Raw genomic sequence first — 16389 nt, forward strand, 5'->3', positions numbered from 1 at the left:
CCACTGCGGCCGATCAGTCGTCTGCGCCGGTCTTCGCGTCGGGATGACTGCGCGTGGCGCGACGGTCGGCCGAGGCGTGCGCATCGCGCTCACGCAGCCGCGCGAGCTTGTCGCCAATCTTGATCTCCAGGCCGCGTTGCACCGGCGTGTAGTAACGCGTGCCCACCAGTTCTTCCGGCAGATAGCTGTCGCCGGCGGCATAGCCGTCGTCTTCGTTGTGCGCGTAGCGATAGCCCTCGGCATAGCCAAGATCCTTCATGAGCTTGGTCGGGGCGTTGCGGATATGCATCGGCACCTCGAGCGTGCCGCGCTCGCGCGCATCGCGCCAGGCGGCGTTGAAGCCGGCATAGACCGCATTCGACTTGGGCGCACAGGCCATATAAACCGTGGCCTGGGCTATGGCGAGCTCGCCTTCTGGTGTGCCGAGGCGCTCGTAGGTTTCCCAGGCGTCGAGCGCAATCCGCAGCGCGCGCGGATCAGCATTACCGATATCCTCGCTCGCCATACGCGTGACCCGGCGCGCGACGTAGCGCGGGTCGCAGCCGGCTTCGAGCATGCGTGAAAGCCAGTAAAGCGCGGCATCCGGGTCGGTGCCGCGCACGCTCTTGTGCAGGGCCGACATCTGATCGTAGAAATAGTCGCCGCCCTTGTCGAAGCGACGCAGGCCTTCGCGCAGCACCTCGTCGAGATCGGACTGACTGATCTCGGCGGCGCCGCTATCGCGTCCCGCCGCGATATCCGCCGCCAGCTCGAGTAGGTTGAGCGCACGGCGCGCGTCGCCGTCGGCACGAGCGGCGAGTTGATCTCGCAGGTCATCCGACATCGAAAGGCCTTGGCCACCCAGGCCGTCGCGCTCGTCGGCGAGCGCGCGGTCGATGAGTTCGCGGATCGCGGCCTGGTCGAGCGCACGCAGCACGTAGGTACGCGTACGAGAGAGCAGCGCGTTGTTGACCTCGAACGACGGGTTTTCTGTCGTTGCACCGACCAGCACCAGCGTGCCGTCTTCCACATAGGGCAACAGGCCGTCCTGTTGCGCCTTGTTGAAGCGGTGGACCTCGTCAACGAACAGCAGCGTGCCCTGCCCGTTGGCCTCCCGCGCTTCCCGAGCCTCGGCGACCGCTGCGCGGATGTCCTTGACGCCGGCCATCACCGCCGAGATCTGCACAAAGCGGATATCGACCGCTGCGGCCAGCAGGCGCGCAAGCGTGGTTTTGCCAGTGCCGGGCGGGCCCCAGAGGATCATGGAATGGATACGCCCGGCCGCCAGCGCACGAGCCAGCGGCTTGTCCGGGCCGAGGATATGCGTCTGACCGACGTAGTCCGTCAGCCGGCCCGGGCGCATACGGTCCGCGAGCGGCCGCCCGGCATTCGGCTGTCCGCTATCCAGTGCGATTTCTTGCTGCTGAGACACGCCGATCAATATAACGCAGCCAGTCCATGGCGCCGATCCGTGCCAACCCGATACCGAAGACCAGCCCCACCCCGTCGGCGAGAAAGTCCCACGGGTCGCCACTGCGATAGGTTGTCGCCGCCTGGATCAATTCGATCGCCACGCCGAAAACAGCCAGCCCAAAAAAGACCAGCAGATAGCGCGGTGCGAGCACGGCAGCAAACCAGGCGCCGAGAATCGCGAACGCGGCGAAATGCTCGATCTTGTCAAAGTTGCTCACCTGCAGCGTCGGTGGGCTGGGCATCAGACAGGCATAGAACAGGACGGCACAGCCCAAAAAGCCGAACGTCAGCCAGACACGGAACATCTTGTAGCCGCTCCCGGTCTGGCTCACTGGTTCCCACCGCCTTCGTTCATCCCGCGTCCGTCCACGACTTCAACGTCATCCGGAATATCGAGCGTGAAGCGGGAGTCGGGCAGATCCGGATTGAGCTCGACGTCGGTGAAGCGGATCCGTGTCGTCTGGCCGAGGTTGTCGTCCAGTTCCATGACGCTGGGCACCTGCTCCTTGAGGCCGAGGCGTACTTCCTGGAAATCGGTGTCATCGGCGCGCGGGGTCAACTTGACCCAGCTCATGCCATCGCGCTGGCCCGCGGAGGCGATATTGAACGCATCCTCTAGCGCGGCACCGCCGGTCAGCAGCAGCGCGGGCGTCGCGCGCAGGGTCGCGTCGATGCTGCGAATCGTCACCTGCGCCAGGTCGACGTCATAGAACTTGAAGACATCGCCGTCACTGACGATCGCCTGCTTGTAGGGCTCGGTGTACTCCCAGCGAAAACTGTCGGGACGCGACAGGTCGAACGTGCCGCCCGCTTCCTGAAGCGTATTACCCCGGTCATCCTGCTGAACCTGCTCGAAGTCGGCCGAAAGGCTGTCGACGTTGTTATAGAAGCTTTCGAGATCACCGATCCCGTCGGCCTGCGCGCTCACGGCGGCGCAAAGCAGAATCGAGGCGGCAAGAATACGGCGCAGAGGCATGAAGCGCTCTCCTTTCTATCGGAAACGGGCTGTTCGAATTGACGATGATGCTAAGCGCCGGCGATGAATCACCCCTGAACTACGGCGCGGGCGGCTGATTCACATTGGAGGCCATCGCGCGTGCCAAGTTCAATCCTCGGGCGGTGCCGGCGCCAGCACATCGCGTCCGCCGCTGCCCTCCAGCGGCCCGACGATGCCCGCGTTCTCCATCTGCTCTATAAGCCGCGCCGCTCGGTTATAGCCGACGCGCAAGCGGCGCTGCACGTAGGAGATCGAGGCCTTGCGGGTCTTGAGTACGATTGCCACAGCCTGATCGTAGAGCGGATCGGCTTCGATATCGTCGCCGTCGTCCGTACCGCCCTCGGCATCGTTGCCGCCGCCGTCGAGAATCTCCTCGATATAGTCCGGCTCGCCCACCTGCTTGAGGTATTCGACGACCTTGTGCACTTCGTGATCGTCGACGAACGCACCATGTACACGCGTCGAGAAGCCAGTGCCCGGCGGCAGGTAAAGCATGTCACCGTGGCCCAACAGGCTTTCCGCACCCTGCTGGTCGAGAATCGTGCGGGAGTCGATCTTGGACGCAACCTGGAAACCGATACGCGTCGGAATGTTGGCCTTGATCAGGCCCGTGATCACGTCGACCGATGGGCGCTGGGTAGCCAGAATCATATGCAGGCCGGCCGCTCGCGCCTTCTGGGCGATACGTGCGATCAGCTCTTCGACCTTCTTGCCGACGACCATCATCATGTCGGCGAGCTCGTCCACCACAATCACGATCGCGGGCATCGGCTCGAGCGTGGGTACTTCTTCGCCGGCCTCGGCCTGATCGTTCGACTGAGCGTTCTTGAGGATTGGGTCCTCGATTGGCGTGCCGGCGTCGATCGCCTTGCGCACCTTCACGTTATAGCCCGCCACATTGCGGACGCCGAGCGCCGCCATGAGCTTGTAGCGGCGCTCCATCTCGCCCACACACCAGCGCAGCGCGTTGGCAGCGTCCTTCATGTCGGTGACTACAGGCGCAAGAAGGTGCGGAATACCTTCGTAGACCGAAAGCTCCAGCATCTTCGGGTCGATCATGATCAGGCGAACCTGCTCGGCCGTGGCCTTATGCAGGATCGACAGGATCATCGAGTTGACCGCCACCGACTTGCCCGAACCGGTCGTGCCCGCCACCAGCAGATGCGGCATCTTGCCAAGATCGGCGGTGACCGGATTGCCGCCGATATCCTTGCCGAGCGCCAGCGTAAGCGGCGAGTTCAAGCCCGTATAACGCGGCGACTCGAGAATCTCGCGCAGCATCACGATCTCGCGATCCGCGTTGGGAATCTCCAGGCCGACCACCGATTTTCCGGGGATCACCTCCACCACGCGCACGCTGGTGGTGGACATCGCCCGCGCCAGATCCTTCGCCAGATTCGAGATCTGGCTGACCTTCACGCCCGGCGCAGGATCCAGTTCGAAGCGGGTGATCACCGGGCCCGGCTCGACGGCCACGACCTTGCCCTGCACGTTGAAATCGGCCAGATGCTGCTCGAGCATTTCCGACATGTGCTGCAGCACGGCTTCGTCCTGCTGATTCTTGCTCTCGCGCGCCGGATCAAGCAGCGCCGTGGGCGGAATCGGGCTGTCGCGTTCCGGATCGTAGGTGGGCACTTCCACTTGTTCCTCGATCGGCAGATCGAGCTGGCTGGCCTTGATCGTCTTCTTCGGTTTCTTGACGCGAATTCCGGACGCGGTCGTCGTCGACGCCGCGGCAGCATTGCCCTGCGGTGAAGCCGCCTCTTCTTTCCCGTCGCCATTACCGAATGTCGGCGCGACACGCTTCTTGTCGCGCTTGACCGGCGCGGGCTTCGGCGGCGCGGCCGCCTTACGCTCGGCACGCGTGGCCTGCCAGGCCTTGAAACGATCGATCAACCCGGTAAACCCGCCGTGCGCGACCGAGAGCACGAAACTGCCGGTACGCTCGGTAACAACCAGCCAGGAAAAGCCCAGCCCCACCGATAGCGTGATCACGAATACGGTGATCAACAGCCAGGCGGCGCCGATCTTGTTGATCACGCCGGCCAAAGCACCGGCGCTAGCCGCCCCGAGGATGCCACCGCTACCCTGCGGCATGATCTGTGTCTGATCGCCAAGGGCAAGCCATGCCAGGCCGCATCCCGAAATAAGCCACAGCAGCAAGGACGCCGCGCGTACGCTCTTGGAGAAGGCGTCGTTTGCCGGGCGCTCGCTGTTGGCGAATACCAGCCAGCCGCCGTAGAGCACCAGCCAGGGGAAAATGAAGCCGAGATAGCCGAACAGGCTCAGCAGCACGTCCGCGAACCAGGCACCGGGCGCGCCAAACAGGTTGCGAATCGCCGTACCGTCGCCAAGTCCGGACCAGCCAGGGTCACGCGGACTGTAGGAAACGAGTGCGGCAAGCAGGAACAGCGTGATCGCCGCGGCCGCGAACAGAACGGCCTCGCGCATCAGTCGCCCCAGGCGCTGACGATAGCGGCTCGGTGGCTCGGCGTTTTTCGCCTGCGCACGCGCTTTGGTGCTCTGCTTTGGACCGGCTTTCGTAGCCTTGGCCTGTTTGGCGACTGCCTTTGCCATCAATAGCCCTTCACTGGCGTGCTGAACGCGCGACACCACGAGACGGAAAATACTGCCCTCATGGGCGGAATTGTACCCGAGACAGCCCGGATAAATGGACTAACGTCTTGAAGAGGTGCGCGCACGATCTTGAATTGGCGCAGTTTATGCACCATTTTAGACGCTATAACCATATCGATTCAGGTGTGCAATGTCCGTACATCATTTTCTGCTGACTCAAGACGGTGCGATCGAGGAGTTCAGCGAAGCCGAGGCTTCGGAAGTCGCCGAAGGCAAGCGCGACTTGCCTCAACACGCTGAACAGCGCTTGCGCTATGTGCAGGTCGCCTACGAGGATCAAGCCAACGATGACGGCGAGATCCATGTGAAGACGCTGGGCGCGATCGTGAGTTTCGACAACGCCGGACGTATTCAGGAAGCCGGCACCGCCGAGAACGAGCAGGATAAACTCGACGCATTCGAGCACGATGCCTGCGTGCAATATGCCCTGCGCGACGCCATCGGGCGGCGATACGCCCTCAACTGATTGGGTCTTATCTGCGTATAGTCGGTCTGCCGGCGCGCACGGCGGCGCGTGAGTCCTTCATGATGCGCTCGCTGTCTCCGGCCGATTGCATTCGCCCGTCACCTACGCTCTGATAGCCCTATGGCCCGACTCGCCCAAGTCGACACCATTCTCGACGTCCCCGTCGATACGTGGAACGCGCTCTGCGGTACTCGCCAGCCCTTCATCCAGCACGGCTTCATCGCCGCACTCGAGGCCAGCGAGAGCGTTTGTGAGCACAATGGATGGAAGCCGGCCCATTGCCTGCTCGAAGACGACGACGGCCAATTGATCGCCGCGGCGCCACTCTATGAAAAGGCGCATTCCTACGGCGAGTTCGTTTTCGACTTCGCCTGGGCGAATGCCTACGACCAGCTTGGCCTCGACTACTATCCGAAATTGCTGAATGCGATTCCGTTCACGCCGGTCGCCGGGCCGCGCATCCTGGCCCGCGACGCCGATGCGCGCGCCGAGATGGCGGCACACCTCACCGCACTGCCCGAGCGACTCGGCTATTCATCGCTCCATACCCTATTCCCGGACGACGAGACCGGCGAAGCGCTGGCGCAGGCCGGTGCCACCCCGCGCCGCGGATGCCAGTACCGTTGGTACAACCGCGACTATCGCGATTTCGACGATTTCCTGTCGCACCTGTCGTCGAAACGCCGCAAGGAAATCCGCCGCGAGCGCAAGCGGATGCACGATGCCGGCGTCACGGTCGTCGTTCGCACGCCTGATGAGATCGATCCCGAATTGTGGAACACGCTCTACGCCTTCTACGGGCGCACCTACGCCATCCGCGGGCAGGCGCCCTACCTCACCCGAAATTTTTTCGACGAGCTCGGCGAGCGCATGGGCGATCAGGTGCTTTTCTTTATCGCCTATCATCACGCCACGCCCGTCGGCATGGCCTTCATGATGGTTGGCGACGACACGCTCTACGGGCGCCACTGGGGTTGCGAGACGGATTACCACAGCCTGCATTTCGAAACCTGCTACTACGCGGGCATCGACTACTGCATCGAGCACGGCCTCGCCTGCTTCGACGCCGGCGCCCAAGGCGAACACAAGATCCGCCGCGGCTTCGAGCCGGTCGCGACCTGGTCATACCACTTCATCGCCGACCCACGCCTGTCGTCCGCCGTCGACAACTTCTGTGTGCGTGAAGCCGAGATGATGCGCTCGTTCCAGGCCGAGCAACGCGAGCGATCCAATTTCGCCGTCGAAACTTTGCGCGCCTCGTGAGCGGCCTGCGGGTGTACTGGCTCGACCCGAATACGCCGAACGGCGCGTTCCCGGATCCGTCGCTTGCGCTTGACGAGCCCAACGGGCTGCTCGCCATGGGCGGCGACCTGTCACCGCAACGCCTGCGCCGTGCGTACGCCCACGGCATCTTTCCCTGGTACAACCCGGACGAGTCGATTCTCTGGTGGTGTCCCAATCCACGCACCGTATTCGTCACCGATAGCGTGCACGTGTCGCGACGCCTGAAACGCACGATTGCCAAGGCCGATTACGCCGTCACGCTGGATGAAGACTTCAACAGCGTCATAGGCGCCTGTGCCGGCACGCGCAAGGGCAATCCCGGCACATGGCTGGGTCCGGAGATGCGCGCGGCCTACGCCAAGCTCCATGCCTTGGGCGACGCCCACTCGATCGAGGTATGGCGCGACGGCGAACTGATTGGCGGGCTATACGGCATGGCGCTCGGGCGCATGTTCTTCGGCGAATCCATGTTCAGCCGCGAGCGTGACGCCAGCAAGATTGCGCTCGTCTGGTTGACGCGCCAGTTACACGCTTGGGGTTTTCCGCTACTCGATGGCCAGGTCGGCTCCGACCATCTCTATCGCATGGGCGCCATGGACCTGCCACGCAGTAAGTTTCTCAAGGTGGTATACGAGGCCGCCCAGCGCCCGGGCATCACCGGCCCCTGGCAGTTTGATATCGACGTACCACAGGACGCCAGCCATATCGGCGCCTAGCAAACGCAGCGTCGCAAACCCCGCATGATTGAACCCATGCGGCTTATCACCGATAATCCACCGGTTAATCGCCGAATCGAGATCAGGAGTCAATGGCAAAAGAAGACCACATTGAAATGGACGGCACCGTTGTAGAAACGCTGCCGAACACCACTTTTAGGGTGAAGCTGGAGAACGGCCACATCGTGACCGCGCATATCTCCGGCAAGATGCGCAAGCATTACATCCGTATTCTCCGGGGCGACACCGTCACCGTGCAGATCACCCCCTACGACCTCACCAAGGGCCGGATTACCTACCGCGGCCGCTAAGGTGACGCTTCGCGTCACCTTTTGACGCGTTCTGATGTGACCTTTCACGTCACTTCGGTTGCAAGCGCTTATTATATAAGAACTTATAAGATGGCACACTACGTGCTATAACTGCAGTGCGTCACCACTCGACGTCCTCTTTCACGCTCAATCGGGGGAACCCAATGCAGAAGCAACAAGGCTTTACTCTCATCGAACTGATGATCGTCGTCGCGATCGTCGGGATACTGGCGGCAATTGCTATTCCGCAATACCAGAATTATACGCAGCGAGCACGTATGACTGAAGCCGTGACAGCTGCTAGCGCCGCGAAAACCGCAGTCGCTGAAACCTACCAAACTACTGGAACATTACCCGCTGACAATCAGGCTGCAGGGCTCGATAATACGCCGGGCAACATTACTTCTGAATTCGTAGAGAGCGTAACCGTCACTTCCGGCGTCATTGCCGTTGCAGTGCAGGGAACCGGCAACACAGATCTCAACGACGCGACACTGACTTTTACCCCTCAAACTAACGCTGGGGCCGCCATTACGACAGGGTATAACGGCCCAATCGAATGGGCATGTACAGTCAATGACGCTTCCGTAGCCCAATTCTTCCCCGCAAATTGCCGCGGAACTACAGCTGACTAGTTTTCTGGTAGCTTCGGCTTAAAGAGCTTCACAACAAATGTCTTGCGCATAACAATATATTAAGAATAAATTCAAAAGCGGCGACTGTAAGTTGCCGCTTTTTTGCGCGTGAAGTCAGAGAAAATCGGGCGCGCAAAGGAATCCGACACATTTGCTCTGCTAGAGGTGGCTTGGGAGACGAAGCACTTGTCCGACGCGCCCAAGCCACGCTTGCCTCCTTAATCTCGCCGAGATGACGCAACAACACCATCTAGCGGGGCAGCGACCGCTAAAAGTCCGTCGTCAAGTTCTACGAATATCGATTCTATCTGCAGTGTCTAAGAACCACTACTGGTCAGGCCGATCGTGATATTCATGCGCACATGTTCCCGCCTCACCCAGCCATGTTCACCTCATCGTGACCCGACGGCGAAAGTCCACAGTATTATGCAGGCTGCCGAGCGCCGATACGCGCAAGTCAGCCCACGACCTAGCTCGTACCGGCACGCCCGGGAGGCCGCTAAAACGAAAGCGTGGTCGAGTAACGCAATACATATTGACCTGCTCCCACTATATTAAACTCTATTCGGTGGTCCGACTATCATGCGATAGCATTGGGTTCTGGCGATTGGTGTGTAACGTCTCTCCGCTCTATACGAATCTGGGACGCGCACCAGCGGAACGACAAGACCACTACAGTGCGTTATTTCGAGACGCTCAAGATTGATACCCGCCGAGCGGCGCTATTAGTGCGTGATAGCTGGTAAGAAGACTTCAGCGATTAAATTAAAGCCGCGTTGCATATCAGCGCGCGAAGGAATGCGCCATTGGTTGTGTAAATTGGCGTGAGCTTAGAGGTGACAGGCAACCGGCTATCGGACCTGAATGACGAACAGAGTAACGAATGGTCTGCTAACGAAAGCATAACGAAGCCTTCGCTGCGGTCCAACTGATCGCCGGACTAGGTTTAGATACACTGCACGAGGAATAATTGCATAACTGTACCGCCCGATTTTCAGGCGATCAAAGACGTCCAGATACGCTCGCGGCGACTTTTATAGGGGAAACTGCCCAGTAGAATCTTCTAGCCACCGATAATCTATTAGTCCTCAGCAACCTATTCGCTGCAGTTCCGTGCCAAGCGCTCGTAGTCGGCTATTCTTGAGAAGAACAATCATGGCCAAGCCCGCGTCGCGCGTGTCAGGTTTTACGCTTATCGAATTGCTGATCGTCGTGGCTTTTATCGGCATCCTCACGGCAATCGCTGTTCCGACCTACTCGAACTATGTGGCGCGTGCGCAGTTCTCCGAAGCACTGAGTCTTGTCAGCGGTGTGAAAACGGCAGTGGCGGAGGCCCATGAAGACCGTAATGATCTCGACGGGATTGACAATGGCTTTGGCTCAATACCCGCAGAGGACGCAGTTACGGGCACTTATGTAAAGAAAGTCGCGGTGGCGGACGCGATCATCACGGCGACCTTCAAGGACGATAGCGCCTTGAAAGGGAAAACGATGACCGTTAACTCCTTCGACGAGCAATAACTCGCTAGCGTGGCGATGCACCACCACCGCCGCGAAGGCCAGGGCACCCGCAAGTGTCGAGACACAACCCCGCAAAAAATTTGATTCGGCTACGGTGCCTAAATCGGAATAACGCAACGAAACAACTTAGTCACGGGACCCGACTTCGCTGCGTTCAAACCGAGCGCGCGCATAGCGTGAAAATCGCTGGGTCAAGACTGTAATTTCCCGCTTATTTGCATCAGTTCCTGCGAGCCCGAACCGGGCGCCCCGCGGTCTCCGCGATGATCGGAGAGACGCACAAGCGACTCGTTCCGCGAATCGAACTCAAGGCAGACGCCGCTCAATCGGGCAACGGCTCACCTTTGATGGGCGTCGCCGCCGCCGCAGCGCTATGAGCTGCTAATCGAGTCGCGGTGCAGTCCCCATGACTACACGCTAGACCCAACCCGGAGGTGGACCGGCAAGCACAACCATGCCGAAACTCCGACCTATCTGTCCTCAACTTTGCCGCTGCAACATGAACGTCTGATAAGTCAGCTGCTGGAACTCTCGATCCAGAACGGCCAAGCCAACCAGTGACGAGATCATCAGCGAGAGCGCGAAGCCGTAGCCGTAGAAAATCGCGCCCAGATACATGCTCAGTAGCGTGAGCAGGACGTTCGAAACAAAGAACAGCAGGCAGAGCAACAAAGCGATCTTTAGCTTGTCCAGATAGAACAGGACGTTGAGGATGGCCATGAACAGGACCTGGATGCCGACGGCCACGATGTCGATGTTGAACAGCGGGACATAGTACGGCGAGAAGCCGAGCCAATCGATCAGCGACGGGGCGACGAGCAGCAGCGCGACGACGGTGATGCCCTGGATCTTGAATATGTCGTAGACGCCCTGTCGCACGGTCTCGACCATGCGGTCGAGGCGCAGCTCGATATGACTGAGCGTATCGCCATCACGCACGGCGTTGTAGTACGCGTCGTACCGCTCGGAGAAGTCGGTCTCCATACGGATTAGAAACACGGCCATGCCGGGCACGATCGAGAGGTAAGCCAGGAAGATCGGAAAGTCGTAGATCGGCGATGCGCGTAGCGGCCCGATCACGTGTTCCGAGGTCGCTGGGTTGTACCAGAACAGGAACTTGTCCGCCCATATGCCCAGGTTGTAGAACAACCCCGTAAAGATCAGCGAACGGAACGTGAGGTTCGCGCGGCGCAGGTCGAACGCCGCGATTCGGTCGCCCGGGTAATAGCGCAGGACAAGGAACAACAGGATATAGCAGAGGATGCCCTGCCCGATGACGAAGCCGCCGAGAAGGCCTTCGAGGTCGTATCGGCGCAGCGCCATGCCGAGCACGAAAGTGACGGAATAGCCGATGAAGAACGCCCAGAGCACTTGGCGGTACGCTTTCATACCGGTGATGAACACCGTGATGCACCAGATATTCGTGAGCAGGACAAAGCCCACGAACATCTCGACCTGATAAAGCAATGGCGTGCCGCCAAATAGCGTGAGCAACACCGTTAGGCCGATGCCTGCGGCCAGTAGGTTCATCACCGTAAGCAGGCCAATCAGATTGGGCAGGATGATGCCCTGCTTCTTCTCGAACAGTCGATCCGCTACGAAACGGGTAAATATCAGCTGCGCGAGGCCGGACAGGCACAGTGATGCGGCGACCAGATACGTCACCGACACCAGGAACTGCCAGATCTGATCGGACCGATCCGGTAACAGCCCAAGCGCCAAGAGGCCGATCGCCATGATGACCAGGATCGACAGCACCCAAGGGCCGGAGCTGATGATGCCGGCGTAACCGTACGCGCGCAGCAGCCCGAAATAGCTGTCCTTGCGCAGCAGCTTGCGCAGCTCGAAACCAATACCGGCCATGCCCTATTCCCCTGCGGCGGCTAGCGGTCGCGACCCATCGGTCACTTCCGTATAGAGGTGTTCATAACGTTCGAGCATGAGACTCTCGGAATATTGAGCGTCCACGCGTGCGATTCCCACGGCTCGCGCCGATTCCCACGCCGGACGATCCATGAGCAGCTCCAGAATAGCGGCAGCCGTGGCGCCCGGATCGGCAATCGGCACAATCCGGCCGGCCGCATTTGCCGGGTCCGGCGGCGTAGTCAGCGACGTGAGATGCTCTTTGGCATGGCCGTGTACGATTTCGTAGCACGACCCGACGTCAGTACAGACCACGGGGATACCGGCCGCCATCGCTTCCAGTGCGACGAGGGGCTGGGCTTCGCTGATCGACGTAAGCGTTGCTACTCGGATCTGCGAAAGGACGTCCTCGGTTTTCTGGAAGCCGCGGAATTGCACAGTACCGTTCAAGTCCAGCTGCTCGGCCAGATCACGGCATTCCTGCGCATACTCGGGGTCTTCCGCTTCCGGCCCAACGATCCAGCCTTGTGCGCCCGGCAGGCGAGTCGCCACGATTCGCATCGCGCGAACAAATGTCTTGATCTCTTTAATCGGTGCGACACGCCCAATGAGCGCAATGACCGGCGCCGTATTGTCGAACGTTTGGTTGCGTAACGGGGCGAATCGATCCACTCGAATGCCGTTCGGGATGACGCGCGTGTGTTCGGCCGGCGCGCCGTCGATGATCTGGCGTTCGCGGTTGCCCTCGTAGAGCGTCGTGATCGGATTGGCCGCCGAATAGGTCAGGCGCCCAATACCGTCAAAGAACCGGATCCATAGGCGGCGGATATAACTGACGTCGTGGCGGAAACCGTGCGTGAGCACGTCGTCGTAGGTCTTGATCCACTCCGCCTCGGTCAGATCGATCTGACGTTCCTTGGTATATATGCCGTGTTCGGTGACTATAAACGGAATATCGTGGAGATGCCGCGCGAGCGCGCCGAGAAATCCGGCATAGCCCGTCGATATCGAATGCAGGCAGCGGCTCGGCGGCAGATTGCGGGCAATCTTCGCGAGTAGAAACAGCGGCGAGTGCATGTTCCGCACTGACCAGAAATAGTCGAGGAATGACGGATCCGTGCAGTACTTGCGGTAGTACTCGACGATCTGCTCCCAGGCCTGACGGCTGTAGAGGAAATCCTCGTGGGCAAGGTTGCCTTTCTTGCCCAACAGTTGAGCGACTTCGCACAGCTGCTTGTTCGGATCGGACGCGCCGGGCTCCTTGAAGTATTGATGCAACGAATCGCTGGCGGCAAACGCCTTGCGATTACCTTCGAACTGACGGGGCTCGTCGACGTTCTGGCCCGCATCCATCAGGTAATGACATTCAAGATGAACAACGTTGTCCGGCTTGTCGTAGAGGATGCCGTCGTAGGCGGATTCGCTACCGCCCATGAAGACAATCGCGAAACGCCGGTCGGGCATACCCCGAATCATTTGCTCTACCCAGCTGGCAACGCCGCCCCGCACCATCGGATACGTGCCTTCGAGCAATAACGTGACGTCCGCGGGCGTGTCATTGGGTTTAAGCGTTGGCCACTTCATAACCAGTACTCCATTACCGGCCGCATGACCGGATTGTTCGCCGCACGCGGGCTCATGCGCTTGAGCGCGGGCGCCACATCCTGGTAATCGCGACGACAGAAAGCGAGCTCCGCCCATCGCGGCGCTGCGTCGTCTGCGGACAAGCCCAGGCGTTCGGAATGCCGAAGCGCACTTTCGGCGTCGTCATAGTGACCGAGTTCGAGACATATTCGCGCACGTAACAGCCAGCGTTGGGCCGTCGCCTGTGCTTCGATGGCGGTATCAATGGCATCGCGGGCCTTGGTGAGCATCAGCTCTTCAACGCTGCCCTTGGCGAGCTGAAGATAGGAGAACTCCCAGAACAGCATGGCTCGCTCTTCGTGCAATTCACCGTCCTCGTCGCCGTTGGCGAGAATGGCGTCACGCACCGTGTTGAGCTGGCTCTCGAGGTCGCGCTCGATTGAGTTGAGCATCGCATAAGCAAGCAGACGGACTTCGTCAGCCGAGTCGCTCAACCCCGAACGCAGAATTGGTACCGCGTCTCGGCGCGGCAAATGACGGCACGCCAGGATTGCTTGCTGCCGCCGATTACGATCGTCGAAATGCATGAGCACTGAAGCCAGGCCATCACGCATGAACACGTCGTTCGGGTTCACCGTCACGGGCTGAAAAGGCAAATCCGGAATCGCGAGAGTGTCCCATTCCTTGGGTTTTTCGCGATAGGCGAAGTACAAGCCGGGCAGCATACCCAGTACAAGCCCAAGGGCACCTAGCGCCGGCGCAAAGACGGTGGCCGTCGCGAGGAACGCAAAGCCGCCACCGACGGGTCGCCGGTAGTTCGGCGGCAGCGCGAGATAGACACCGACGATTAGAACCGCACAGCCAATCAAATGCACGAACAGGATCGTGATCAGGCCCACCGGCTCGTGCCAGCCAGCAACAAAGACCCAGACCGCGAACAGTTCGATCAGCAGCCCTAGCGGGATGAAGATCAGGCTAAGCAGTCGCATGCTGTTCTGCCTGGCGACGAATACCTGCGAGCAGGTTACTCGCGGACTGCTTGCCGTTCACGTGGCGCTGGTGGAAGACGAGACCGCTGTCCGCAACGTCGACGCCGAAACGCTCGTTGAGCAGCATCGTCATACGTTCCCGATAGGCGCCGGCACCCCGCTCGGGCGTCAGCGGCATGAGGACATAGATGATCTGGGTGTTGTCGCCCAAGTCCGTGGTCCATGCGAAATCGAGTGCGCGTAGTTGCTCATACACTAGATCGGTGAGGGCCTCGTTACTGATATCTCGCACGTTTCCGGGAATTTCATACGCCATCAGCAGGGAGCTGAGTTTGTAGCGGGATGCGTACTGGGTCCATTGCTTGAGCCGTTTCTCGAACTGGAACTTGGCGAGTTCCGCATCTGCAGGGGTACGAGCATATGCGTCGGTGATGATATCGCCGAGATTTCCGCCAAGCACTGACAGCAGATGAAGATTGCCGCGCTCGAACTCGACAAACGGCATTTCCGTAATCGCCACCAGCGCCCAGATACGATCGTTCACGTCGATCAAGGGGATTACGGCCAATAGCGATTGGCTACGGTTCTGCAGTCCCTCTTCCATCTCGCTACGCAAACTGATCATGCTGCGTTCCGCGAAAGAGGCCTTCACCATCGGGTGGTCGGCGATGTCGACATCCCTCGGATAGCCACCGATGAAGGACGCAGGCTCATGCGCAACACGCTCCTTGTCGTCCACCGTGTAGAGCGCACACTGCTCGACCCGTCCTTCATGCGCTACGAAGCTCAACAGATCCGTAGCACGTTCGGTGAGGATATCGTCGCCGGGCTCGACAACGTCGAAACGCTCGGCCAAGGCCTGGAGGACGTCGCGCAGATTGTGCGGGTTGGCCGCCAAGCGCTCAGCCAGTTGATCGTGCGAAACACGCAACACATGGAAGTTGCGCACGAACTCTTCCAGTCGGGTGCCCTGATAGTCGTTGATGATTTTCATCTGCGACAGCCTTCGCCGCCAGATATCGGTGAACTCGCCCGCGACCATGCCGGTAAGCAATACCCCGATCGCGTACTGAACCGGCAGATCCGCGGCCGCCCACCCGAAAGTAGGCGCGATCACCATGATCGCCACGGTAAGCAGCGCGGCCGCGAAGCCGAACAGGAAGCCGTAGCGCAACCCAGCCAAGAGCGGCGCAACGATCAGCCAGGAGAACGGGCTGTCGTAAAACAGCGGATCCTGCGGATGAAACAGCAAGCCGGCAGCGGGAACGAGAAGCGTGATCACGCCCGTTTCCAGCATGCGCACCCATACCGGCGGCACCTGGTAATTAACGTCTTCGATCTGGGTGATCATAGGCAACCTTTCGTACTTTACCGGCTAGATTCGGGGTCGATTTAAAGCGGCATGTCGCCGACGAGACCACTCATCAGCTTCTGCGCGGTACCACTGACCGTGGCGTAGCCCCAGCCCGCCTTCGAGCCGGACGCACTCCAAACCGTAGCGCCGGTATTGACGTCGATGACACGCAGGCTGATGCCCACGGCAGGCTCACCGTCGAGACCCGTCTTGTACTGCCATTCCTCGACCGCACCGGTCACGCCGTAGCGATAGCCCTGGTTGCGCGCCCAGCTGATGGCCTGATCCAACGCGGCTGCCTGATCGAACTCCGGCAGGCCACCGTTGTTGCTGCGCGGGGCGGCAGTCAGCTGGCTTACGCCCTGCTTGTGCAGCAAGGTCGTCAGGATCGCTTCTGCACGCTCGCCGGCCTGCGGCGTTTCGGCGTAGTTAGCGATCGGCAGCAGCGCCCAGCGCGCGGAAGCGTCGAGCTGCTGGCTGCGATGCACGTCGGTCACGGCGCAGCCGGACAGAAGAACGACGGCAAGCGTAAAGAAGCTTGCGATAAGAGTTGAGCGTTTCATGGTGGTGTTTTCTCCCT

General features: G+C 60.3%; 15 protein-coding genes. 6 read left to right on the forward strand and 9 right to left on the reverse strand.

The features are described from left to right. Positions 1-13: 13 nt before the first annotated feature. From SADO_RS00600 to SADO_RS00615, 4 genes are all read right to left on the reverse strand, one after another. Positions 14-1411, reverse strand: a complete 1398-nt coding sequence (locus SADO_RS00600; protein ID WP_353108354.1) for a replication-associated recombination protein A — start codon at positions 1409-1411, stop codon at positions 14-16. After that, positions 1380-1784 (reverse strand): VanZ family protein, encoded by a 405-nt coding sequence (locus SADO_RS00605; RefSeq protein WP_353108355.1) that lies wholly within the window; start codon positions 1782-1784, stop codon positions 1380-1382. The genes SADO_RS00600 and SADO_RS00605 overlap by 32 nt, the downstream gene beginning before the upstream one ends. Then, on the reverse strand, positions 1781-2428 hold the full coding sequence (gene lolA / locus SADO_RS00610) for an outer membrane lipoprotein periplasmic chaperone LolA (RefSeq protein WP_353108356.1): 648 nt from the start codon (positions 2426-2428) through the stop codon (positions 1781-1783). Before lolA ends, SADO_RS00605 begins: the two co-directional genes overlap by 4 nt. A 129-nt stretch (positions 2429-2557) precedes the next feature. After that, positions 2558-5026 (reverse strand): DNA translocase FtsK, encoded by a 2469-nt coding sequence (locus tag SADO_RS00615; RefSeq protein ID WP_353108357.1) that lies wholly within the window; start codon positions 5024-5026, stop codon positions 2558-2560. A 190-nt stretch (positions 5027-5216) separates the two neighbouring features. On the opposite strand from SADO_RS00615, the gene SADO_RS00620 reads away from it, so the two are divergent. From SADO_RS00620 to SADO_RS00645, 6 genes are all read left to right on the forward strand, one after another. Further along, positions 5217-5552, forward strand: a complete 336-nt coding sequence (locus SADO_RS00620; protein WP_353108358.1) for a hypothetical protein — start codon at positions 5217-5219, stop codon at positions 5550-5552. 120 nt (positions 5553-5672) lie between these two features. Continuing rightward, positions 5673-6815, forward strand: coding sequence for a GNAT family N-acetyltransferase (locus SADO_RS00625; protein ID WP_353108360.1), 1143 nt, complete (start codon positions 5673-5675; stop codon positions 6813-6815). Continuing rightward, a complete protein-coding gene (gene aat, locus SADO_RS00630; protein ID WP_434547874.1) occupies positions 6812-7552 on the forward strand; it encodes a leucyl/phenylalanyl-tRNA--protein transferase in 741 nt (246 codons plus the stop codon). Before SADO_RS00625 ends, aat begins: the two co-directional genes overlap by 4 nt. Before the next feature lie 92 nt (positions 7553-7644). Beyond that, positions 7645-7863, forward strand: a complete 219-nt coding sequence (infA, locus tag SADO_RS00635; RefSeq protein WP_353108362.1) for a translation initiation factor IF-1 — start codon at positions 7645-7647, stop codon at positions 7861-7863. Positions 7864-8027: 164 nt separating this feature from the next. After that, entirely contained in the window at positions 8028-8498 is a 471-nt protein-coding gene (locus tag SADO_RS00640) for a pilin (protein WP_353108363.1), read from the forward strand. Between the two features lie 1155 nt (positions 8499-9653). Continuing rightward, positions 9654-10019, forward strand: coding sequence for a pilin (locus tag SADO_RS00645; RefSeq protein WP_353108365.1), 366 nt, complete (start codon positions 9654-9656; stop codon positions 10017-10019). Between the two features lie 480 nt (positions 10020-10499). On the opposite strand, the gene pelG is transcribed toward SADO_RS00645, so the two are convergent. The 5 genes from pelG to SADO_RS00670 are packed head-to-tail and all read right to left on the reverse strand — an operon-like array spanning position 10500 to position 16372. Then, positions 10500-11882 carry an exopolysaccharide Pel transporter PelG gene (pelG, locus tag SADO_RS00650; RefSeq protein ID WP_353108367.1) on the reverse strand — a complete coding sequence of 461 codons (1383 nt, stop codon included), beginning with the start codon at positions 11880-11882 and terminating at the stop codon, positions 10500-10502. A gap of 3 nt (positions 11883-11885) precedes the next feature. Next, positions 11886-13466: a GT4 family glycosyltransferase PelF gene (gene pelF, locus SADO_RS00655; RefSeq protein WP_353108369.1), complete on the reverse strand. Its 1581-nt coding sequence runs from the start codon at positions 13464-13466 to the stop codon at positions 11886-11888. Beyond that, positions 13463-14455, reverse strand: coding sequence for a HEAT repeat domain-containing protein (locus tag SADO_RS00660; protein WP_353108370.1), 993 nt, complete (start codon positions 14453-14455; stop codon positions 13463-13465). The genes pelF and SADO_RS00660 overlap by 4 nt, the downstream gene beginning before the upstream one ends. Then, on the reverse strand, positions 14442-15806 hold the full coding sequence (locus tag SADO_RS00665) for a PelD GGDEF domain-containing protein (RefSeq protein ID WP_353108372.1): 1365 nt from the start codon (positions 15804-15806) through the stop codon (positions 14442-14444). The genes SADO_RS00660 and SADO_RS00665 overlap by 14 nt, the downstream gene beginning before the upstream one ends. Positions 15807-15847: 41 nt before the next feature. Next, on the reverse strand, positions 15848-16372 hold the full coding sequence (locus tag SADO_RS00670; protein WP_353108374.1) for a hypothetical protein: 525 nt from the start codon (positions 16370-16372) through the stop codon (positions 15848-15850). Positions 16373-16389: the final 17 nt, after the last annotated feature.

This window comes from Salinisphaera dokdonensis CL-ES53, assembly GCF_040361215.1.
Taxonomy (GTDB): domain Bacteria; phylum Pseudomonadota; class Gammaproteobacteria; order Nevskiales; family Salinisphaeraceae; genus Salinisphaera; species Salinisphaera dokdonensis.